Consider the following 19,725-nt stretch of genomic DNA (forward strand, 5'->3'; position numbering starts at 1 on the left):
CTAACAGCGAAAGAGCTATTTCACAAATGAAGAAAAGGAGCTGCTTCGATGAAAAAACGTCAACCGCAAAAAAACAAAGCCCTGACCAATAACCAAACACCGCAACGCAACCTGTTTAATCAGGAGGTCGCCAGCGAGCTTGTCGACGAGGGCGGCAACAAAGCGAATAAGAAGAAACAGTAAGGGCTTAGCTGGACAGTTCAGAGAGGATAGCAGCGGCTCCGTTCTGCGCAAAGTTAAGAAGAGAAGAACCTTCCCCCCTGTTTCAGGATGCTGCAATGGCTTCGTTCGCTACTCGCATAGAGAGGAGAACCCCACTCCTCTCTATGCTTATAAATGATGTAGCGACTCCGCACATTGCTTAGGACTCGTCCGAAAAGGTAAAAACCAACCTTCCCCCCTGTTTCAGGATGCTGCAATGGCTTCGTTCGCTACTCGCATAGAGAGGAGGACCCCACTCCTCTCTATGCTTATAAATGATGTAGCGACTCCGCACATTGCTTAGGACTCGTCCGAAAAGGTAAAAACCAACCTTTTCGGACGAGTCCTTGTATATTTACTTCTTTCTTTGGCTATACTGGGTGTCAAAAAGAGGTGATGGTAGGTGAATATCACGATTAATCGGAAGCGGTCGGTTCAGGAGCCGGGGGATTTGGTCAGTACGAAAGGAAACAAGCTTTACGCGATCATTTGCGACCATGGTGAGAAATACCCTTATCATCTGCTCTGCCTTGAAACATTTACGATTATTGAAAGCTATGACTCCCTGCCGACAAACGATGAAATTGAAGAAGATGTTAAGGACGAACTCGATGGCGTGTACCAGCATCGCGACTCTCATATTACGCTGAATTAGCAGGACTGGGACAAAGGTTGTTTTTCACCTTTTCCCCAGTCCCGAAGCAATGAGCGAAACCGCCACTATTTGTTAAAGCCCGTTGTGAGTAAACCACTCACAACGGGCTTGTGGCGCGTGAAGCCATTGCTCCAGCTACCTCAGCCTTCAAGGCGGCTTTGAGCTGCGCCTTTCTCCACTTTTGCCAGGCGGCCCAGCAGGGCAATGGCGGCGACGGCAAGACCGGTAATAAGCCCGATCCAGTAGCCAAACGGGCCGAAGTTGGTGTAATTGGCGAGAATATATCCTGTTGGCAGCCCGATTAACCAGAAGGAAACGAACGCGAACAAAAATGGAATATTGACATCCTTATAGCCGCGCAAAATCCCTTGAATCGGGGTGGCAATCGCATCAGAAAGCTGAAAGAAAATCGAGTAAATTAAAAACTGCTGAATCAGGACAGCGACAGCCGCATCAATCGTATAAAGACGGGAAACGGGTTCACGCAAGAGAAAAATGATAATTCCCGCGACAATCCCCATGCCGATCGCAATGACCATCCCGAGCTTGCTGTACTGCTTCGCATCAGTAAGCCGCTTAGCCCCGACTTCATAGCCGACGACAATCGTTAACGTAAAAGCCATGCTCAATGGAATCATATACAGAAACGAAGCGAAATTGATCGCTGCTTGATGAGCCGCAATCGTCGCCGTGTCAAATGTACTCATTAACAACGTAACGGCAGCGAAAATACTCGTTTCAAAGAAAATCGTAAATCCAATCGGCAAACCGAGCCATAAAATTTCCTTCCATTTCGCAAGCGAGACGTTAACAAACGTTTTAAAAATGCCATATGCCGCAAACGGACGCACCCGGCTGACGAAATAAATCGTAATGAACAAAATCACCCAATAGGTCACAGCGGAAGCATAGCCCGCTCCGATTCCGCCGAGCTGCGGAAAACCGAGCTTGCCGAAAATAAGAACATAATTAAAAAACACATTGATCGGAAGCGCGATCAAGGTAATGAGCATCGTCACCCTCGTCTGGCCGAGCGAATCAATAAAGCAGCGCAGGGCTGTCTGAATAAACAATGGCAGCACGCCAAAACCAAGCCCGATCAAATAATGATAAGCGATATGCTCAACATCGGCATCAAGGCTCATATAAGCAAGGATCGGCTCGATGACGAGCGCCCCGCTGATCAGAATCACAACGGAAAGAAAAACGGATAAATACACACCCTGCAAAACAGAAAACGGAACGTCTTCCTTGCGGTCAGCGCCAATCGTTTGGGAAATAATCGGCGTCAAAGCGAGCAGCACACCGCTCAGCCCGGTAAAGACCGGAACCCATAAGCTTGAGCCGATCGCCACCCCGGCCAAGTCCTCCGCCCCCGCTTGCCCGGACATCATCGTATCAAAAAAATTCATCGCGTATAAACCAAGCTGTGTCACCAAAATCGGCATCATCACGATGAGAAACAGCCGTATTTTCTGGCGAATGGTTTGTGTCGGTTTCATCCCTATTCCTCCTACATTATCACAACAAGGAGAGCTTCCCCAACATGATGGCCTTTAGGAAAACCCCAAGAAAAAACCGCTACAGGAACGGAATTCCAATAGCGGACATTCGTTATTTTTTATCGTTTTGTGCTGATTCGGCTTCAAGCTCTTCTTCATACCAATTATCCAGCACCTTGGCATCAAGCACCCTTGCTTCAACAAAGGAAGCCTGTTTTTCAAGAAACAAATCCTTCCACGGAACATCGAGATCTTCCGCTATTTTGACGACGGTTAACAGCTCCTGCCAAGCGACATAGCGTTTGTACCAGAAAAACTGCGGCTGCTCTGTCATATATGGATAGAGATCATCAAATTCCGTGTGCTTACAGTCCACCGTTCTTTCAAATTGACGTTTGGCTTCAGTCAGCCTTTCCTGAAGATAGGCAGCTATTTTTTTCTCTTCCATCGGTATCCCTCCCAGATTCTCTCTCATACTAACGCATCGTGTCTCACATTCCGGCAGTTCTATTTCTATACTTATATCATACCATGATTTTTCCTAAGACTAAAATAAGAAAAAACTGCTATTGCAAAAACCGGCTCTTTTCCTCCGCAGTCGGCAGGCGGCAGCTCTCCCGTTTCCCGAAAAGACGGTAACGGTTTTTCGCGACAAGCCGGTAGAGCCGGTCACGTCCGGCCTTTGGTACAACACGCAGCACAAGCAATAGCCGAAAATACCAAGGCAACGCCTTCATTACTTGAAATACAGCATCGGAGTAAAGATAAGCGGCCTTATCATTAATCACAATAACGGAATCAACCGTCGGCGCTATCGCAAACTGCTCCTGCAGCTGCCTTCCCCGTTCAGATTGCAGCGAAGCAAACAAGAAGCGGTGATCCTTCTCCTTACGTAATATAAAATCAACGAAACCGTTGCATAGGTTGCACTCTCCGTCAAACATTAAAATCGGGCGATCCTCTTCGTTACTCTCCGGCAATGACAGCTCCCCCTCTCCATTCCTCCTGCAGCAGCAATGGGAGATAATGAACCTCGGCGGCATCCTGTGGATAAGAAAAACCGAGCGCACTGTCCTCGACCACTTCAAGAATTTCCGCCAGCACCTCGGCCATCCCCCCTACATAAAAAGGGTAGAGAAATTCATAGCTAAGTGGTTCCGCCGGCACATGACTTTCCTGACAAACGTGCGGGCTTGCATAATTTAAATAAGTGCGGCATGGAATCGGCCTGATTTCGTACGCCATGCATGTCCGTGTCTCTTGATCGAGCATGATGCATGGAAGATTTTTTTGCTTATAACGCTCCTTAAAGGCTGGATTTTCCCGAAAGTCCAGCTCGACTAATTCCGCCAGTTCCGCCTGATAAGTCGTCAAATACCCATCAATTTGCGCTGCCATCCTCTGTCGCCGCTCTGCCGGCCAGCCTTTGATCACTTTTAGCATCAGCTTCACCTCAAGCCGCGTTACAATAATCGGAAAATAGCAGCAATGATCACAGCCAAGCGCGCAGCTCGGCCGTACTCCAAGCTCGCTTTCCATTTCTTCGATTTCCCGATCAACCTGGGCAAGCAGACCGGTAAAGGCCTCATTCAGCACCGTCTCGACATGCTTTCCTTCACTTTGATCCAAAATCTGATCAACCTTTTGCAGAAATGGCGCTTCATAGTCATATGTTCTTTTATTAATCTTGGCAGCGACCTGCTTAATCTCGTCTATCGTTAGAGGGTTCATCCATCCGCCTCTCTTTCTAGTAAAGTTTATGAAAATAGGGAAGTGCAGCCAGAAGAGCCAAGAATGTCAAAGCTTCGTTCATTGACGCTCCCCAGCATTCCCGCTATGATGAAAACGGGAGGGGAAGCTATGCTAGCTGTCAAAAAAGTATTAAACAATAATGTTATTATAGCGCATCACCCGGACTACAATGAAGTCATTTTAATTGGCAAAGGACTCGGCTTCGGTAAAAAAAACGGTGAACTCGTTGCCGGTGAACAGGCTGAAAAATTCTTTGTCCTGAAGGAAGCGAAAGAACAGGAACGCTATAAAAAGCTGTTACATTATATAGATGAAGATTTTATCGGGTTAATGAACGACGTGATTGAGCATGTCGAGGAGCGCTTTTCCATCCGGCTTCACGAGCATATTCATAGCGCGCTGACGGATCATCTTTTTTATGCGGTGAAGCGCGTCAAGCAGAAGCTGGATATTAAGAATCCTTTCCTGCCTGAAACAGAGCTTGCCTACCCGAAAGAATTTGATGTTGCCGCCGAAATTATCGCCCGGCTCAACCAGGAGCTTTCCGTCTCGATCCCGCCGGATGAAATCGGCTTTGTCGCCCTCCACATTCATAGCGCGCTGACGAAGCGTTCCATTCAGGAAGTTAATCAGCATACGTGGCTGATCGGGGAAATCGTGCAGGAAGTGGAGAACACGTTGCAGCTGACGATTGACCGCAAAGACATCAACTATTTACGCCTCGTCAGACACCTTCGCCATTCGATTGAACTGATCAACAAAGATCAGTATGACGATAACCAGGATGCGCTGAAAGACATTCTCCAGGCCCAGTACCCCGTTTGCTATGAATTAGCATCGACTCTTTTGGAGATGATGGAGCAGTCATTAGAAAAAAAAGTACCTGAGGCGGAGGCGGTTTATTTAACATTGCATTTGCAACGGATCGCCAGACGATAATCGAAAAAAGAATGAGGTTTTAATCCGGAGGTGGCCGGGTATTGTCTATGTAAGAGCAGGTTATGCTTGGCCTACGCTCTTGTCACCTCCCCACCTTACTATAGAGCTTGAGACAAAGGGCTATTTCCCCTTTGTCTCAAGCTCAAAGCAGTGTGCGAAGTCTGCGCTTCGTTTTAATAATCCGTACTGAAGTGGTTTTCTTCAGTACGGATTTTGTGTAGAACGGAGCCACTGCTTCAAATTATAACTCCAAGCAAAGAAAAAAAGCTTCCGCCCCCCTCCATCCTTCACCAGGCTTAAGACCTAAGTACCGGCGTTTTTAGCAACGTTTTCCATTAAATCCGCTGAATCTCTTTATCCGCTTGACTTTCTCTCATATTCTTACATAGAAGATAAGCGTTCCGTCTCTATTTTTCGAGTTTGTTCATTGTTAAAATGTTACCCTAGACAATGAAATCTATGAAGTTGGTGAAAAAAATGTGGAATAATGTTGAAATTGGAATTGACCTAGGAACTGCGAACCTACTTGTATATAGCAAAGGAAAAGGAATTATTTTAAACGAACCTTCCGTTGTGGCGATAAACACCCAAACGCAGGAGGTGCTGGCCGTCGGCCTCGAAGCGAAAAGCATGGTCGGAAAGACGCCAGCAAATATTGTCGCCGTCCGCCCACTCCAGGATGGCGTAATCGCTGACTTTGATATGACCTCGAAAATGCTGAAAGCGATTATGCGAAAGGCAAGCAAGCAGCTTGGCCTGGCCATGCGCAAGCCGAATGTCGTCGTCTGCGCTCCTTCCGGCTCGACTTCGGTCGAACGGCGGGCCATTCTCGACGCCGTGAAAAGCTGCGGCGCCAAACAGGTTCATGTCATTGAAGAACCGGTTGCGGCCGCCATCGGCGCCGACCTTCCCGTCGAAGAGCCGGTGGCCAATGTCGTCGTTGATATCGGCGGCGGCACAACCGAAGTCGCCATTATTTCGTTCGGCGGCGTCGTTTCATGCAGCTCCGTCAGAATTGGCGGCGACAAGCTCGATGAAGGCATTATTCAATACGTGCGAAAGTCTTACAACGTGCTGATCGGCGAACGCACGGCCGAGCAGATCAAAATGGAAATTGGCTACGCTCCGATTACCCACGAGGAAATGACGATGGAGATTAGAGGACGCGACCTCGTGAACGGCCTGCCAAAAACCGTTACGCTGCGCTCCACGGAAATTCAGCAGGCGATTCAAGAGCATATGCTCCAGCTGCTCGAATCAATCCGCTCGACATTAGAGGACTGTCCGCCCGAGCTGAGCGGTGACATTGTCGATCGGGGCATCATGCTCACCGGCGGCGGCGCCCTGCTCAACGGCATTCAGGAATGGCTTTCAACCGAGATCGACGTCCCTGTCCATATCGCCCCCACGCCGCTCGAATCCGTCGCAATCGGTACAGGACGATCACTGAAATTCATCGACAAGCTGCAAAAAGCCACTGTGTAAACACACATCCAGGAAGCGATGAATGAAAGCTGCACACGAGTTTAAAAGCCGGAGGAAAATGGTTTTTCCTCCTGGCTGGGTGCAGAATGGAGCTGACATTTCAGTTTGGATACTCATCGTTTCGCATTACATTTTTTTTGCAAGTATAACCCAAGATAATGAAATGGTTATAAGAACTAATGAGATTAAAATTCGTACGACTGCAAGGGGGGTTAAAGATAAAATACTATATTGAATGAGTAGCATTATTATAATTAGAGAGATTATCATTACAAACATAGCGTAATATATCCCTTTTTGCCTTATAGTCTGCGCTCTTTCATCTTTTTCCTTAAATTGAGGGAAAAGATAACTATAGCAAAAAGCCATTACTGCGATAGAACCCCAATTCAAAAGTTCCACAGCATATACAATCGCCTCTTGATTGTCAGTCATAAAAAAGAAAAAGAGTCTTACAACAAAAATAAATGATAACAAAACCCCTATGATAAAAAAGGTTTTTTGAGATGCCATTTTAATTGCCTCCTGTATTTATTCTTTAACGTACTTCTTTAAATCCTCATCGTCTAAATAAAAGATTTCTTCTACCGACGTATTGAATAATTTCGCCATAACCAGTGCTAACGGAAGCGAAGGATTATATTTTCCTTTTTCAATTGAAATTATGGTTTGTCTTGAAACGCCAAGTTTTTCTGCCAGTTTGTCTTGTGAATAGCCATTTTGCTTCCTATAAACCGTTAGTTTGTTTTTCAATCAACAGCCCCCCTTTTCATTACTCATCGTATAGTAAAGCACCCTTTACGTCAAGTTAACTTTACGTAAAGGGTGCTTTACTTTTTTCTTTTGTGAGGCTTAGATACCAGTACGTTGTCTTAAGTATCCATTAACGCTCCACTTACATCTGTCTCCCTCTGCCACTTCTGAACCATCTCCTTGTTTATAAATACAGTCAACCACTTCTATTCCGATCAAGTTGTCCAATATGCTGCATTAAATTCAAAAAAGATGGAAAGATATATGTACTAAATCTCCGACACACAAGGTGGAGCAAAATGAAACGTCTTATTCTTTTCATGACCTTATTTTTAGCTCTAAGTATACTTTTCCCAAACCCTATTTCAGCTAAAGGTAGCGATGTCACAACAGATTCAAGAGAATTAATGGTTCATGATGCGTTAATGCTATTTCTTCTCGACCCTCTTGATAAAGCAATTGGGAATTACTATTCAAAAATGTTATTAGAAATACCGACTGTTTACTGGATGGGGAATTGGTAGAACTTGATGACGAAGTTGCCCAGATGGCAAAAGAAATGATTGCTAGTATCGAAAAAGAAAGCGAGGAATTGTTAGATTCCTTAAAAAATGAAGTGAATGTTCTCAGTGACTCAGGTACTGAACGTGCGATCGAAAGGATATTTAGAACTAACCAAGCGCGTGCTAACGAGATTAATAGAGAGGTAGCGGCAATCAGACAAATGTTGAATAACATACAAGCACAAGCCTATAAAAATCTCGTCTTTACAGAGCTGGTAAAATCTAATGGACCTTGGGACCTCAAGCGTACTTTAGGAACAAATACATATTACACATTTAGATGGGGGCGCTATACAGGGGAGCATATCGGTAATGCACACTACGAATATATGGGAAAAAAATTAAATTACACTAATTATACATTGAAGTTTGCTGCTGGTTTTGTCCAAATACTTTCAGGTACAAGTGATATAAGATTCTGGAATTCTTACTTTGATGATCCGCGAGATCAAGAGGCCATCCAACATGGTATTGACATTTATTAAAAAGGTTATGTATGGTAAAGAATGGAGAAATTCCCTTTTTTCATATTTAATTGAGGTGATAATTTGAAAAAAATAATAACAATAGCTCTCATCGCTGTTATCCTTATTGCTAGTTTATTATTTATTTTTTTATATCAGAAATTAAGCGTTGACCTATGATTTACAAGGTAAAGGTGAGCTCATTGAATCAGTGACTTCACCAAATGGAAATTACTTAGCGAATGTTTATCTGATTAATGAGGGGGGCGCTACTGTTGCCCCGCAAATTAGAGTCGCTATTGATTCACAAAACGGAAACAATGAATTTAACGACAAGACCATTTATTGGGAGTATCGAATTGATAATGCTGACGTTATGTGGATCGATGATGAACATGTGAAGATTAACGATAAAGGACTAAACATTCATACTGACTCTTATAATTATAAAGATTATATTAATAAGTAGTCCCGTCGACAAAAGAGTTTACGAGACTACTTATTTTTCACTCTAACTTCCCCATCCGATCAAAAATAACCACTAGTTGCTCTCTCGTGAGCGGCTCCTTCATCACACCCTTGGCCAGTGCCTTTTTCCAAGATGTTTCAGCCCAACTACTTGGCTTGTTGTCACTTTGCTGCCGAAAGGCTTTTAATGTGTTTGTTATTGTCTCATATTCGTTTCTAACCCTTCTAAACTCATATCACCACTCATCTCCTTACTTTAAAAATAAGGATAAACCCTGTAATATAGATGCATATAATGCTAAGGAGGTAGTTCTCATGGTTACTAAAACCAATTACAGAAAGGTTGCTGTCCGTGTGCCTAAAAGGAGAACTCGAAAAACCCGCAAAGCTCGCAACTTATTTGATTCGAGTGCAACATCCAAACTTTCTCCAGTTGAATTCGCTCGAAGACGGAATTTGATTACAGCCAGACGTTTATCTGCGTCTGCTTACACTGCAAGCCTGAAGAAACATGACCCAGACACCTTAAAAGTTGGAAAAGACGGAGTAGCACAAATTGACTTCAATAATCCGGCGCATTTGGGGTGGCTTGATGACTAGCATAATCAAATGAGCTAACTATTTCTAAAAGCTTGTTTTCTCCTTCTACCTGATAAGATCTATCATTAATCCAAATGTAATCGTCTTATCCAATTATTAAATCATAACTTGAATGATTCGTATTAATGGACATGAAGTAACCAACTTCAGGGTTTTCATTATTTCTATTTAATCTCATATCGTTAGTGTGCTCCATAATCTCATTTATTGTTTCTTCCTCTTCAATTTTTATATATTCATGCCCCTGTGAATCCCCATCATTCGCTGTGCGCCTTCTAGTAATGTCAATGGATCTTATTACTTCCTCGCCCTGTATTTCATTATTTTCCTCCATTGCATCGGAAAGAGCATCGCTAAATGTAATTGTATTGGTCTTCATGAAAATAAGATAAGATCCAACTGCTATTATAAGTACAATTAACGTTATAATGGCTTTTCTCATGATCACCTCACCTGTAATCGTTGATATGACTGGGTTTCTATATTAAATTATTTTGAAGATGTTTCTCTTACCATGATAGAGCTACTATATTCTGATTCCTCTATCATTCTTTGAAATTAAAGTGTAGTCCTTTTCACTAAACAAATGTTTTATCATGATCTGCCTTTTTCATTTTATAAGGATCGAAATATTTGCAGAGCTTTATGTCAATTCCCTCTAAATTATCAGGCAATACTGGGGTTATAACAAATTTTATATGTTGATGACCTCTATTACCGCTACCACTTTCTTTTCTACATTCATACGAATTTCCGAAATCCAACTCATAAAATACTTTTTGTAACTTAGAAGTCACTTCTGAATTCTGCGGGTTCCAATCAATATTTAAGTGTACGACACTCGCATTGGAGTATTGTCTTAAAAAAGGAATAGTATATAGTAATTCACCTTCATTATATGACTTAAAAACTGGGACGTGCGTTCTAAACCCTTCTGGCTCAATAATAGGGCGGAAACGTTCCTCTTCTAATAAATCCTTAAAAAAGGTGAACAACAATGATTCATATAAGCCGTATTTTTTCGACCAGTCCGCTATATACTCAAGTGGTGGAAATCCCGGGTTGCTTGATAGTTGTTTTCTCGTTGAAATCATCATGCAAATGTCTTCATCAATAGCCTTTAATCTCTCCTCATAAAAATTTACTGGTCTAGTTCGATTCATTTTAACCTCCTCTTTCTTGCATGCTGGAACGAAAAACCAGCCAAGACTCTTAGCTGGTTTAATACAACTCCGGCACCCTGCTGGAAAAGACCGGGACCTCCTTGCGGATGCGCGCTGTTTCATGAAGCGGGATAGTGGCCGTAATCGTTTCTTCTTCGGCTTTGCTTCCTTTGACGACGATCTCGCCCCACGGGTTGATCGCCAGCGACGTTCCGGCAAATTCTACTCCATCGTAGCTGTTGACGCAATTGCAGCTGACGATGAACACCTGGTTCTCGATCGCCCGCGCCTGTTGCAGCACCTCCCAATGGTGGATGCGGGCCATCGGCCATTCGGCGAGGACGAAGATCACTTCCGCTCCTTGCAAAGCAAGCGAGCGGAACAATTCAGGGAAGCGCAGGTCATAGCAGATGACAAGCCCCATTTTACGCCCTGTCACTTCAAATACCTTTACCGGATTCCGTCCACCTGTTAAATAGTTTGGCTCATCGAGCATCGGAACGAGGTGAATTTTGTCATAGTGATAAACCGTTTGTCCCTGCTCATTGATCACGAAAGCCCGGTTGAATATTTGCTCCTCCTCTTTTACGGCGATCGAGCCGGCGACAATCGGTACGTGAAGGGAGGAAGCGAGCTCCTGCAAAAACGGTTCCGTCTGATCTCCGTCTTCCGTTAAAATGTCCGACAGACTCTCCAGCGTGTAGGCCGTTGTCCACATTTCCGGTAGAACTAATAATTCAGGCTGCTCCTTTTGCATGACATCATGCGCCCACCGTCTCACTTTCTCTCTATTTGCTCCAGGGTTTCCCGGGATGATTTCCATTTGATACAGTGCCATTTTCATCTTTACGCCCTCACTTTAGTCGTTTAATTGACATAGTCTTTATCCCTTTTTCTTCGCCTTCGACCCCGATAATTCCTGTTTTCTTTAAGCAATCAATTCTCCAAATAAAAAAATAATAAGGGAGGTGAGGAGCTTTACTGTACAGTTCTCCGGCTACAACGACAAGCCTGACCGGCTCTTCATCCGGCAGCAGGGCGAGCAATTGCTCATCATAAACAGAATCCTCGACGAAATCGTAAGCGAAGTTCCCGCGTCTGATGCGCAGCCTGTCCCCCTGTTTACTGATCTCCTGCCATTTTTCCCGGTACTGCCCCAATGTTTCTTCCGTTAAAACAACAGGCTCAACATCTTCAAGATCCTTCGCCGACAGCCTCCCTCTCATCCGTTTGAGCATGAGCAAGGCAATCTCTTCCTCCAGCAGAGTGGTCAGACGTAAAAAGGCCAGTTCATCGCCGGCTGTTTCTCCAACCCAAAAAATCGCCTCCTTTTCTTTCCTAAGCGCCTCAATCACGTTCTGCTCCGCCTGTCTCAGCGCCTTGATGAACATCGCCATCTCCTCATCGGAGCCCGGCACCTGATAAACATCCACCCATTTCCGAAAACGTTTCCTATCATCCTGCAGATCGCCGAGCTGCAGCTGCGGCTCATAGGAGAGGACGTCCCCCGCAAAAGGCCCCTCCTTGCCCTTCAAGGCGTGTCTCACCATTTTTTCAGCAGAATATGAGAATACAATATGCAGCATCACAATCCCCTTTCTCTTCTAAAAACGATTTCTGCCATTTACAGCAACTCTCTTCATCTATACGCAGCACCCGCCGAAAATATAGCATAAGAAAAACGCCATTGGCGTTTTTCTTTAAAGCGGCGGGCGGAGCCGTTACAGTCTTTTAAGGATGTCTGAAAACGTCCTTCTTTCAGACATCCGTGTAACGTCCGAAGCCGACGCCCCTCCTCGAATTACCCCGAAATTTTTTGCTCTTCCGCGACTCTTCCCATTGAAAAAGGCTGTGCAAAAAGCCGGATTCGACTTTTGCACAGCCTCGTTACCTATTAATACAGCTTGCCGTGACGGTAGAGCAAATCTGTCAGCCTTGCCAAAGAAAGAGTAAAGCAGGTGAAGCGCATCGTCTTTTCCACGGATGAGAAGTAGGCTTCATATACGGCCTGCAGCGTTTCAATCATCTGAGCCGACATGTCGGCATAAATATCATGTTCCGAGTACAGCTCGGTCACCCGGCTTTGTTTCCACTCCAGATAGGAGACAATGACGCCGCCGGCATTTGCCAAAATATCGGGAATGACAACCGTTCCCTGCTCTTCAAAAAACAAATCAGCCTCCTGCGAAATCGGCGCATTGGCTCCCTCTACTAAAATGCGCGCCTGAATCTTATCCATGTTGTTCTGATTGATGACATCCTCAACAGCGGCGAGAATCAGCACATCTGTCGGCACGGTTAATACTTCAATCGCCGGCATGACATCGGCTTCAATTCCCGCCGCCAGCAATTGTTCCTGATTGGATGGTAAATCATGGCCTTTTGCCGTATAGCTAACCAGCTTTTCAATATCAAGCCCTTGCTCATGATACAATGTCGTAAAACGATCAGATACGGCGACGACTTTGTGAGGAATCGCCTGATAGCGGTAGGCTTCCAAAGCGGCGACGCTGCCGACATTTCCAAATCCCTGCACCGCGACGGCAATTTCCTTCCCTTGGCTGATTTCTTCCTGGAATGCCTGCAACGTCTGCCACTGCTTCGTACGATTGACCGCTTTCTCATCAGCATATTGCTTCATCCACTCATTGAGCAGCCATGAATAACTGAGAAACGTCCCTTTTCCTGTTGCCTCACGCCGCCCCTTGGCGCCTCCGTTGGCGACACTTTTTCCTGTAAAGGAGCCGAGGTACGGCTCGCCAGGGTTAATCGTTTTATATTCACCGACCATCCAGTCAATCACTTTCTCATTTGTCCCTAAATCGGGAGCCGGAATGTCGTGATTTGGCCCAATATCGCGCGCGAACCGCTGCACGTATTTTTTGCTGATTAAATTTAATTCACGCTCCGAGTATTTCCGCGGGTCTACATGAACCCCGCCTTTTGCTCCGCCAAAAGGCAAACGATGAAGCGCATTCTTTAACGTCATTAAAATCGCCAGGTTCTCAACCTCTTCCTCGTTGACAAACTCGCTAAAGCGGATGCCTCCCTTGTAAAATCCGCTAATGTTGTTATGCTGAACCCGGTAAGCAGGAATCCGGGTAATGCCATTTTTTTCAGTTGAAACTCGTATGTAACTTTTGATGACTTTATCGGTCGTCTTCAAAATTTCCTTGGCCGAAGAACAAATACGACGGCGACTTTCTTCATCCTCAATGCCGAGAAATCCAACCTTCTCCGCCAATTGTTCCATAACGGTCTCGATCAGTGCCCTTGTTTCTTTTTTTTCCATGATTCACCCTCCCTTTTATTACACGATATACGTTCATATACCTCTTCTGGTTTCACGCAAAACATTCCTGCATGTTTACCGTTTTTACCAATAAGAAACCGCGCAGCTGCTTTTCTCCTTCAAAAAAGGGTGTATCACAGCCTCTTTACCTCGCCTGGATACACCCTTTTCTTTTACACTTCTTTAAATACCGGCTTTCGTTTTTCCTGGAATGCTTTCACGCCTTCCTTGTAATCGCTTGATTCAAACGAATCCAAAATCAATTGGGCGATTTCCTCGGACTCTTCTTGCGCTCCACCTACGACTTCATTAATGATTCGTTTCGAGCCTTTTACCGCTCGTTGCGCTCTTTCTGTCAGTAGAGCGGCGTATTCATACGTCTTTTCGATGATTTCTTCTTCCGTATAGACGCGGTCAATTAAACGAAATTCATAGGCTTCTTTTGCATCCAGGATCCTACCTGAGAATAAAATATCCTTCGCTCTTGCCGGACCGACTAAATCCACGAGTCGTTTCGTCGGTTTCAGGTTGTAAATAAGGCCCAACTTCGCCGGTGTAATCGCGAACAACCCCGTCTCCGAGCTAAAGCGCAAATCGCAGGCCATCGCCAGCTCCAGCCCGCCGCCGACACAATAGCGCTGAATCATCGCGATCGTCGGCTTTGTGCAGCCCAGCAAAATCTCTTCCATCGCCATAGTTTCATCATTGTATTTCTTTGCTCCTTCAGCCGTGTAACGAAGCGTTTTAAATTCACTAATATCAGCTCCGGCGGCAAAGGAGGTTTCATCGACGCCGCGGATAATCAGCACCTTGACATCATCATCTTCCTCAAGCTCCCGCACATATTTCCCGATATCCTGCCACATCGCAAAGTGAAAGGCATTTCTCTTTTCCGGACGATTCAGAAACAGCGTCGCAATTCCTCCGTTTTTCTCGACAAACACATCAGGCTTATTTTCCACTTTGGCCATTGCCTTTCCTCCTTACAACTCGTCTACTGACAGTACGAGAGCGCTTACTTTTTTCGCCTCAGACAGCCATTAAATGATTTCTTCCTCTTTTAAAGAAGCAATTTCTTCGGCGGTCAGCTCCAATTCCTGCAAAATCTCCTCCGTATGCTGCCCAAGCGTCGGTGCCGGTCTTGTAAGCTGGCCCGGGCTTTCTGTCGCCTTCCCCGGAATTCCGAGTACTTTAATCGTACCGGCCGTCGGATGCTCAATCTCCTGGATCATGCCCCTTGCAAGGATGTGCTCATTCGCCAGCGTTTCATCATAAGACAGAATAGGTCCACCCGGAACGCCGGCTTTGCCCATCTCCTCGACCCAGTAATCCGTCGGCTGCGTCATGAGAATGTCCTCCAAAATCTGTTCAAGCTCATCAACATGCTTAATCCGATTATCATTTGTATTGAAGCGCGGATCTTCAATTAGTTCAGGCCGGTGAATGACGGACTGGCAAAACTTCTCCCATAGACGCTGATTCGCCGCACCGACTAACACATAACCGTCCTTCGTTTTGATTCCCTGATACGGAGCGTTCACCCGGTGACGCGAGCCATTCGGTCGTGGTACTTCCCCCGCACCGAAATAACCGGCAGCTTCCCACACGGTCCAGGCAAGGCCTGAATCAACTAAAGAAACATCGATATATTGTCCTTCGCCCTTTTTCAAGCGGTGGATATAGGCGGACAGAATATTGTACATCGCCGTTACCCCTCCGGCGATATCGTGGATCGCAATTCCGACCTTGGCCGGAGCTCCGCCTTTTTCCCCTGTCATCGACATGATGCCCGACAGTCCCTGGGCCATGATGTCAAAGCCGCCCTTTTGACTGTAAGGGCCGGTTTGGCCATAGCCGGTAATGGAGCAATAGATCAGGTCAGGCTTTTTTGCTTTCAATGTTTCATAGTCGATCCCGAGCTTTTTTGTCACACCGGGACGGAAGTTTTCGACAACGACGTCAGCCGTCTCAATCAGCTTATAAAACAGCTCAACGCCTTTTTCCGTTTTTAAATTAAGTCGAACTCCCTTTTTATTCAAATTTGCCATCATAAAGCCATAGCTTTCGCCGTTAATATAAGGACCCTGGTCACGAATCATATCCCCATCAGGATATTTTTCTACTTTAATCACCTCGGCTCCCATCTGTCCTAAAAGCATCGTACAATATGGTCCAGCCAATGCATGTGTTAAATCAATTACTCTGACACCATCCAATGAACCCATTGCATACCCTCCTCAAAAAAAATTTAGGCGCCAACGGAACCTCCCTTATTACTTGAGCTCAGCAGTTTAAAGAGCTTTTTGATAAGAGGAAGCAGCAGCAAAATAACCGCTATCGCAATTAAGGTACCGCTAATCGGCCTTGTCAAAAAGACCATGAAATCTCCACCCGCCATTTGAACCGCTCTCCGGAATTCTTCTTCCGCCAAGGGGCCTAACACAACACCAAGCACAATTGGCGCGACCGGAAATTTAATTTTCTCCAGAAAATAACCGATCACTCCGAAAACGAGCATCACCCAAATGTCAAAGATCGAGTTTCTGACCGCGAATGTTCCGATTATACAGAAAAGAATGATAATTGGCCCCATTATAGTATAAGGTACTTTCATCGTTTGCGCAAAAATCGAGATAAACGGCTTCGCTAAAATGAGAATGAATAAGATCGCGACAAGCAAGCCGACAAAAATCGTATAGACGAGCTCGGCCTGCTGAACGATCAGCATCGGCCCGGGCTGAATCCCATGCAAAATAAAGGCGCCTAAAATGACCGCTGTCGTCGCACTCCCCGGGATCCCGAGAGCCAACAACGGAACAATCGCCCCCATCGCACCGGCGTTATTCCCTGATTCCGGCGCAGCAATTCCTTCCGCTATCCCGGTGCCAAATTTTTCAGGCGTTTTTGACCAGCGTACCGATTCACTGTAGCTCAGCATCGCCGCCGTCGTCGCCCCTGCCCCGGGAAGAATGCCGACAAAGGTGCCAATCAGTGAGGACCTGCCGATCGTCCCGGCAATTGTCCGCATCAGGGCAAGATCAGGCAGCTTCGAGCTGACATTCTTGATTTTATGTTTAATCGCGTGATCCTCCTGCGATTTCCTGATGATTTCCGACATCGCAAACAAACCGATTAAAATCGGGATAAACGGAATACCGCCATTAAGCTGAACAGAATCGAAATTAAAACGGGAAACGCCTGACATCGGGTCGATCCCGACAGTCGCAATAAACAGGCCAAATAAAACTCCTAACGCCCCTAAAAGCAGCTTGCCGTTGCTTAACGAGGCGACGACGGTCAAACCGAGTAAGGCGATCGCAAAATATTCAGCCGAGGAAAACGTCAGCGCCACCTTCGCCAATACCGGCGTAAGCGTAATGAGGAAGATCGTCCCGATTAATCCGCCGGCGGCTGAACTGAAAATCGCAATCCCGAGCGCCTTTCCCGCCTCTCCGCGCTTTGCCATCGGATAGCCGTCGAATACGGTACAAACCGCTTCCGGCGTGCCTGGTGTCCGGAAAAGAATCGCGCTAATCGACCCGGAGAAGACAGAAGACGCATAGATCGCCGTCAGCATCAGAAAGGCCGCCGACGGACTCATGCCATAGGTGATCGGGATCAGAATGATGACGAGCATCGTCCCGCTGATGCCGGGTGTCGCCCCTCCTATAAATCCGAGAAAGACGCCGAGAAACAGGGCAAAAAAGTGAATCGGCACAATGACGCTCGAAATGCCGGCAAGTAGTCCTTCAATCATTGATTAGCCTCCTTTTTCTAATAGTTTCTCTCTCGTTAATAAAAGAGAAAGCTCAGCTCTCTAAAGATCCCTACTCCTCGCGGTAAAGGAAGAGTCAGAAAGAAGGTGAAGATCAAGACGAGGCCTGCTGTGCTAAGCACAGAGGTTAACGTCAGGGAGATCCACTTTTTCAGACCTAGGATCCAGGATGCAGCAAAAAGGAAAACGACAGTCGTTATAATAAATCCGACAAGCCCTACAAGAGCAATATAGAGTGCGACGGCTAAAATAATCATCCACATCCGGTTTGGATAGGCGATCTCAGGCTCGTCGATTTCCACTTCCTTTGCCACCTCTTCATTTAGCAGCGCCGTTTCTTCAACGCTTGATTCAGCGGCAGGTTCTTTCTTCGCTGACAGCAGTGTCTTAATCAGCAGTGAGACACTCACAATCAGCATCGCCACTGTCAATATGATCGGCCAAAATTCAGGACCGATAATAATGTTTCGTTGCGGAATCGGCAGAATCGTAGATTGATAAAGAAAAAATGCTGAAAATGCAATCCCGATGATGGAAATGACCAGATTCGACCTCATGAGCTACCTCCTTCAATCGTCATTAAGCTTACCTCATAGCCGGGCGCACAGTTGCTGGATTTTTAAATAGCCCAGAGAGGAGCAGGGTTCTCCTCTCTAAGCGAGCAGCGAACCACAGCTATCCTAACAGGGTGGAATCGAGCTTTTCGTAGACAAGCTCTTCTTACCCCATGCTTTCCAAAATCTCAGTATAAAGATCAATCTGCTCCTGCATTTTCTGATAAAATTCATCCGGTCCAAGCCAGCCCTCATTAATATGCAAATAAGAGCTTTCTGCGTATTCCTGATAGCGCTCTGATTGATACGCTTCTTCGAGAGCATCGACTAAAATATCAACAATCGCATCGTCCACATCGGCGTGAATAATCAGACCTCGCGTCACCGCATCCGTTAATTCCGGATAGCCAAGCTCCGCTGTCGTCGGCACATCAGGGAATGCGTCAAGCCGCTCTTCTACCCAGGCATTGAGCATCACCATTTCTCCACTTTCCAAGTAGGAAATCGTCGGCCCAGGTTCTTCCATCATCGCATCAATATGACCGCCGAGAAGCGCAGCGTGCATCGAGCCGGCATCATCAAATCCGACATAGTTTAATTCGATTCCGACCGCCTGCTCCATTTGACGGGCAAATAGCTCGTCCGTCGCTCCAACGCCTGTCCCCCCGACAGAAATACCGCCCGGATTCGCTTTCGCCGCTTCAACAAACTTCTCCCATGTATTCAATTCGCCATTAGCCAGCGTCTGAACCGTCGTCGTGTCAGCCTGGAAACGGGCAAGCGCTCTGAAGTTTTCAAGTCCATGTGGCGTATTTCCGCTGGCAACGCTCAACGTATAAGCTGAAATAGCATAGAGGGTATAGCCGTCAGCTGGGGTGTTCATATAATAATCCGTCCCAATCGCGCCTGAGGAACCTGGCTGATTAATGACATTTACACTCACACCAAGAATGTCCTGCAGCTCCTGAGCCACTGCCCGGGAGAAAAGGTCTGTTCCCCCTCCTGCGCCCCAGCCGTTTACGATATCAATGTTTCTTGTCGGGTAGTCTACCGCTTCACCGCTTGCATCGTCCTCTGCTTCTTCCTCCTCCTGTTCCGCCGGACCTTCCTCCTGTGCCGGATCATCTGTTGCCGTTTCTTCTCCACCACAAGCAGCCAAGCCCAACAATAGCGCTAACGATAGTACAAATAAAACAAGACTATTCTTCTTCACACGGACTTCCCCCTTTAAAAAGTATAGTAGACTTTGAAAACACTTTCTCAGCTGACCGCTCGTCGCACCTCCGTTCCGCTTCTATAAGTAAGCGTTTTCAAAAATAGCAAATGATAACTGAATAATTTCATTTTTCTGTATTTTGAAAAAACCTGAATGAATTGTATTATGATCGTTCAAGTCTTGTCAATATGCGTTCCACCGTCATCAGCGGCGTCATTTTCTGACCTTCAGAGACAAACAAACGCCATTTCGACAGCATCCCTGTTATCTCTTATTCACCGTTCGACTTTTCTCTTTTTTAGCTAACAGACAGCGACAGCACCTGCAGTCGGTCCGCCGAGCG

At 46.0% G+C, this 19,725-nt stretch carries 24 protein-coding genes; 8 read left to right on the plus strand and 16 right to left on the minus strand.

All coding sequences use genetic code 11. The annotated features are described in order from the left end of the window. The first annotated feature begins 48 nt into the window (after positions 1 to 48). Together ABMB67_RS07115 and ABMB67_RS07120 are read left to right on the plus strand one after the other, a co-directional pair. Positions 49 to 183: a hypothetical protein gene (locus ABMB67_RS07115; RefSeq protein WP_285874600.1), complete on the plus strand. Its 135-nt coding sequence runs from the start codon at positions 49 to 51 to the stop codon at positions 181 to 183. A 421-nt stretch (positions 184 to 604) separates the two neighbouring features. Continuing rightward, positions 605 to 856 carry a hypothetical protein gene (locus ABMB67_RS07120; RefSeq protein ID WP_251223259.1) on the plus strand — a complete coding sequence of 84 codons (252 nt, stop codon included), beginning with the start codon at positions 605 to 607 and terminating at the stop codon, positions 854 to 856. A 140-nt stretch (positions 857 to 996) separates the two neighbouring features. Here ABMB67_RS07120 and ABMB67_RS07125 read toward each other — a convergent pair whose 3' ends face one another. The 4 genes from ABMB67_RS07125 to ABMB67_RS07140 form a co-directional block, all read right to left on the minus strand. Further along, positions 997 to 2,358, minus strand: a complete 1,362-nt coding sequence (locus ABMB67_RS07125) for an MATE family efflux transporter (RefSeq protein WP_354571509.1) — start codon at positions 2,356 to 2,358, stop codon at positions 997 to 999. A 112-nt stretch (positions 2,359 to 2,470) separates the two neighbouring features. Continuing rightward, entirely contained in the window at positions 2,471 to 2,806 is a 336-nt protein-coding gene (locus tag ABMB67_RS07130) for a hypothetical protein (RefSeq protein WP_251223261.1), read from the minus strand. Positions 2,807 to 2,924: 118 nt separating this feature from the next. Continuing rightward, positions 2,925 to 3,338, minus strand: a complete 414-nt coding sequence (locus ABMB67_RS07135) for a thiol-disulfide oxidoreductase DCC family protein (RefSeq protein WP_251223262.1) — start codon at positions 3,336 to 3,338, stop codon at positions 2,925 to 2,927. Further along, the gene (locus tag ABMB67_RS07140; protein ID WP_354571510.1) at positions 3,325 to 4,089 is read right to left on the minus strand and encodes a YkgJ family cysteine cluster protein; all 765 of its coding nucleotides are present in this window, start codon (positions 4,087 to 4,089) and stop codon (positions 3,325 to 3,327) included. The genes ABMB67_RS07135 and ABMB67_RS07140 overlap by 14 nt, the downstream gene beginning before the upstream one ends. A gap of 129 nt (positions 4,090 to 4,218) precedes the next feature. Here ABMB67_RS07140 and glcT point away from each other — a divergent pair, with 129 nt between their 5' ends. Then, the gene (glcT, locus tag ABMB67_RS07145; RefSeq protein WP_354571511.1) at positions 4,219 to 5,049 is read left to right on the plus strand and encodes a glucose PTS transporter transcription antiterminator GlcT; all 831 of its coding nucleotides are present in this window, start codon (positions 4,219 to 4,221) and stop codon (positions 5,047 to 5,049) included. A 477-nt stretch (positions 5,050 to 5,526) separates the two neighbouring features. Further along, positions 5,527 to 6,534 carry a rod-share determining protein MreBH gene (mreBH, locus tag ABMB67_RS07150; RefSeq protein ID WP_251223265.1) on the plus strand — a complete coding sequence of 336 codons (1,008 nt, stop codon included), beginning with the start codon at positions 5,527 to 5,529 and terminating at the stop codon, positions 6,532 to 6,534. A gap of 126 nt (positions 6,535 to 6,660) precedes the next feature. Here the strand turns inward: mreBH and ABMB67_RS07155 are convergent, their stop codons facing one another. Together ABMB67_RS07155 and ABMB67_RS07160 are read right to left on the minus strand one after the other, a co-directional pair. After that, the gene (locus tag ABMB67_RS07155; protein ID WP_354571512.1) at positions 6,661 to 7,047 is read right to left on the minus strand and encodes a hypothetical protein; all 387 of its coding nucleotides are present in this window, start codon (positions 7,045 to 7,047) and stop codon (positions 6,661 to 6,663) included. 18 nt (positions 7,048 to 7,065) lie between these two features. Beyond that, the gene (locus tag ABMB67_RS07160) at positions 7,066 to 7,287 is read right to left on the minus strand and encodes a helix-turn-helix transcriptional regulator (RefSeq protein ID WP_354571513.1); all 222 of its coding nucleotides are present in this window, start codon (positions 7,285 to 7,287) and stop codon (positions 7,066 to 7,068) included. Positions 7,288 to 7,586: 299 nt separating this feature from the next. On the opposite strand from ABMB67_RS07160, the gene ABMB67_RS07165 reads away from it, so the two are divergent. The 4 genes from ABMB67_RS07165 to ABMB67_RS07180 all read left to right on the plus strand — a co-directional run bounded on the left by ABMB67_RS07165 (position 7,587) and on the right by ABMB67_RS07180 (position 9,382). Then, complete coding sequence (locus ABMB67_RS07165; protein WP_354571514.1) at positions 7,587 to 7,811, plus strand: hypothetical protein; 225 nt, start codon at positions 7,587 to 7,589, stop codon at positions 7,809 to 7,811. After that, complete coding sequence (locus ABMB67_RS07170) at positions 7,805 to 8,335, plus strand: polymorphic toxin type 44 domain-containing protein (protein ID WP_354571516.1); 531 nt, start codon at positions 7,805 to 7,807, stop codon at positions 8,333 to 8,335. Before ABMB67_RS07165 ends, ABMB67_RS07170 begins: the two co-directional genes overlap by 7 nt. A gap of 148 nt (positions 8,336 to 8,483) precedes the next feature. Continuing rightward, on the plus strand, positions 8,484 to 8,783 hold the full coding sequence (locus tag ABMB67_RS07175) for a DUF5412 family protein (protein WP_354571517.1): 300 nt from the start codon (positions 8,484 to 8,486) through the stop codon (positions 8,781 to 8,783). Between the two features lie 314 nt (positions 8,784 to 9,097). Beyond that, positions 9,098 to 9,382, plus strand: coding sequence for a hypothetical protein (locus ABMB67_RS07180; RefSeq protein WP_354571518.1), 285 nt, complete (start codon positions 9,098 to 9,100; stop codon positions 9,380 to 9,382). 85 nt (positions 9,383 to 9,467) lie between these two features. Here ABMB67_RS07180 and ABMB67_RS07185 read toward each other — a convergent pair whose 3' ends face one another. The 10 genes from ABMB67_RS07185 to ABMB67_RS07230 all read right to left on the minus strand — a co-directional run bounded on the left by ABMB67_RS07185 (position 9,468) and on the right by ABMB67_RS07230 (position 19,379). Further along, positions 9,468 to 9,824, minus strand: coding sequence for a hypothetical protein (locus tag ABMB67_RS07185; RefSeq protein ID WP_354571519.1), 357 nt, complete (start codon positions 9,822 to 9,824; stop codon positions 9,468 to 9,470). Positions 9,825 to 9,960: 136 nt separating this feature from the next. After that, entirely contained in the window at positions 9,961 to 10,545 is a 585-nt protein-coding gene (locus tag ABMB67_RS07190) for a hypothetical protein (protein WP_354571520.1), read from the minus strand. A 58-nt stretch (positions 10,546 to 10,603) separates the two neighbouring features. Further along, complete coding sequence (locus tag ABMB67_RS07195) at positions 10,604 to 11,389, minus strand: carbon-nitrogen family hydrolase (RefSeq protein ID WP_354571521.1); 786 nt, start codon at positions 11,387 to 11,389, stop codon at positions 10,604 to 10,606. 10 nt (positions 11,390 to 11,399) lie between these two features. Continuing rightward, the gene (locus ABMB67_RS07200; RefSeq protein ID WP_354571522.1) at positions 11,400 to 12,131 is read right to left on the minus strand and encodes a DUF3658 domain-containing protein; all 732 of its coding nucleotides are present in this window, start codon (positions 12,129 to 12,131) and stop codon (positions 11,400 to 11,402) included. Positions 12,132 to 12,439: 308 nt separating this feature from the next. Continuing rightward, positions 12,440 to 13,837 carry a Glu/Leu/Phe/Val family dehydrogenase gene (locus ABMB67_RS07205; RefSeq protein ID WP_251224861.1) on the minus strand — a complete coding sequence of 466 codons (1,398 nt, stop codon included), beginning with the start codon at positions 13,835 to 13,837 and terminating at the stop codon, positions 12,440 to 12,442. Between the two features lie 173 nt (positions 13,838 to 14,010). Continuing rightward, positions 14,011 to 14,808: an enoyl-CoA hydratase-related protein gene (locus tag ABMB67_RS07210; protein ID WP_354571523.1), complete on the minus strand. Its 798-nt coding sequence runs from the start codon at positions 14,806 to 14,808 to the stop codon at positions 14,011 to 14,013. A gap of 69 nt (positions 14,809 to 14,877) precedes the next feature. After that, entirely contained in the window at positions 14,878 to 16,062 is a 1,185-nt protein-coding gene (locus ABMB67_RS07215) for a CaiB/BaiF CoA transferase family protein (protein ID WP_354571524.1), read from the minus strand. 23 nt (positions 16,063 to 16,085) lie between these two features. Beyond that, positions 16,086 to 17,594, minus strand: coding sequence for a tripartite tricarboxylate transporter permease (locus ABMB67_RS07220; protein WP_354571525.1), 1,509 nt, complete (start codon positions 17,592 to 17,594; stop codon positions 16,086 to 16,088). 35 nt (positions 17,595 to 17,629) lie between these two features. Next, complete coding sequence (locus tag ABMB67_RS07225; RefSeq protein WP_251194539.1) at positions 17,630 to 18,169, minus strand: tripartite tricarboxylate transporter TctB family protein; 540 nt, start codon at positions 18,167 to 18,169, stop codon at positions 17,630 to 17,632. 163 nt (positions 18,170 to 18,332) lie between these two features. Further along, positions 18,333 to 19,379 carry a tripartite tricarboxylate transporter substrate binding protein gene (locus ABMB67_RS07230; RefSeq protein WP_354571526.1) on the minus strand — a complete coding sequence of 349 codons (1,047 nt, stop codon included), beginning with the start codon at positions 19,377 to 19,379 and terminating at the stop codon, positions 18,333 to 18,335. Between the last annotated feature and the right edge of the window lie 346 nt (positions 19,380 to 19,725).

It is taken from the genome of Halalkalibacter oceani (assembly GCF_040544555.1).
In the GTDB taxonomy this organism is placed as follows: domain Bacteria; phylum Bacillota; class Bacilli; order Bacillales; family Bacillaceae_D; genus Halalkalibacter; species Halalkalibacter oceani.

What these genes read in the sequence shown, in the direction of transcription:
- ABMB67_RS07115 (WP_285874600.1), top strand. Translation starts at nt 49, where the DNA reads ATGAAAAAACGTCAACCGCAAAAAAACAAAGCCCTGACCAATAACCAA.
- ABMB67_RS07125 (WP_354571509.1), bottom strand. Translation starts at nt 2,358, where the DNA reads ATGAAACCGACACAAACCATTCGCCAGAAAATACGGCTGTTTCTCATC.
- ABMB67_RS07130 (WP_251223261.1), bottom strand. Translation starts at nt 2,806, where the DNA reads ATGGAAGAGAAAAAAATAGCTGCCTATCTTCAGGAAAGGCTGACTGAA.
- ABMB67_RS07140 (WP_354571510.1), bottom strand. Translation starts at nt 4,089, where the DNA reads ATGAACCCTCTAACGATAGACGAGATTAAGCAGGTCGCTGCCAAGATT.
- glcT (WP_354571511.1), top strand. Translation starts at nt 4,219, where the DNA reads ATGCTAGCTGTCAAAAAAGTATTAAACAATAATGTTATTATAGCGCAT.
- mreBH (WP_251223265.1), top strand. Translation starts at nt 5,527, where the DNA reads ATGTGGAATAATGTTGAAATTGGAATTGACCTAGGAACTGCGAACCTA.
- ABMB67_RS07155 (WP_354571512.1), bottom strand. Translation starts at nt 7,047, where the DNA reads ATGGCATCTCAAAAAACCTTTTTTATCATAGGGGTTTTGTTATCATTT.
- ABMB67_RS07165 (WP_354571514.1), top strand. Translation starts at nt 7,587, where the DNA reads ATGAAACGTCTTATTCTTTTCATGACCTTATTTTTAGCTCTAAGTATA.
- ABMB67_RS07180 (WP_354571518.1), top strand. Translation starts at nt 9,098, where the DNA reads ATGGTTACTAAAACCAATTACAGAAAGGTTGCTGTCCGTGTGCCTAAA.
- ABMB67_RS07185 (WP_354571519.1), bottom strand. Translation starts at nt 9,824, where the DNA reads ATGAGAAAAGCCATTATAACGTTAATTGTACTTATAATAGCAGTTGGA.
- ABMB67_RS07190 (WP_354571520.1), bottom strand. Translation starts at nt 10,545, where the DNA reads ATGAATCGAACTAGACCAGTAAATTTTTATGAGGAGAGATTAAAGGCT.
- ABMB67_RS07195 (WP_354571521.1), bottom strand. Translation starts at nt 11,389, where the DNA reads ATGAAAATGGCACTGTATCAAATGGAAATCATCCCGGGAAACCCTGGA.
- ABMB67_RS07200 (WP_354571522.1), bottom strand. Translation starts at nt 12,131, where the DNA reads ATGCTGCATATTGTATTCTCATATTCTGCTGAAAAAATGGTGAGACAC.
- ABMB67_RS07205 (WP_251224861.1), bottom strand. Translation starts at nt 13,837, where the DNA reads ATGGAAAAAAAAGAAACAAGGGCACTGATCGAGACCGTTATGGAACAA.
- ABMB67_RS07210 (WP_354571523.1), bottom strand. Translation starts at nt 14,808, where the DNA reads ATGGCCAAAGTGGAAAATAAGCCTGATGTGTTTGTCGAGAAAAACGGA.
- ABMB67_RS07215 (WP_354571524.1), bottom strand. Translation starts at nt 16,062, where the DNA reads ATGGGTTCATTGGATGGTGTCAGAGTAATTGATTTAACACATGCATTG.
- ABMB67_RS07220 (WP_354571525.1), bottom strand. Translation starts at nt 17,594, where the DNA reads ATGATTGAAGGACTACTTGCCGGCATTTCGAGCGTCATTGTGCCGATT.
- ABMB67_RS07225 (WP_251194539.1), bottom strand. Translation starts at nt 18,169, where the DNA reads ATGAGGTCGAATCTGGTCATTTCCATCATCGGGATTGCATTTTCAGCA.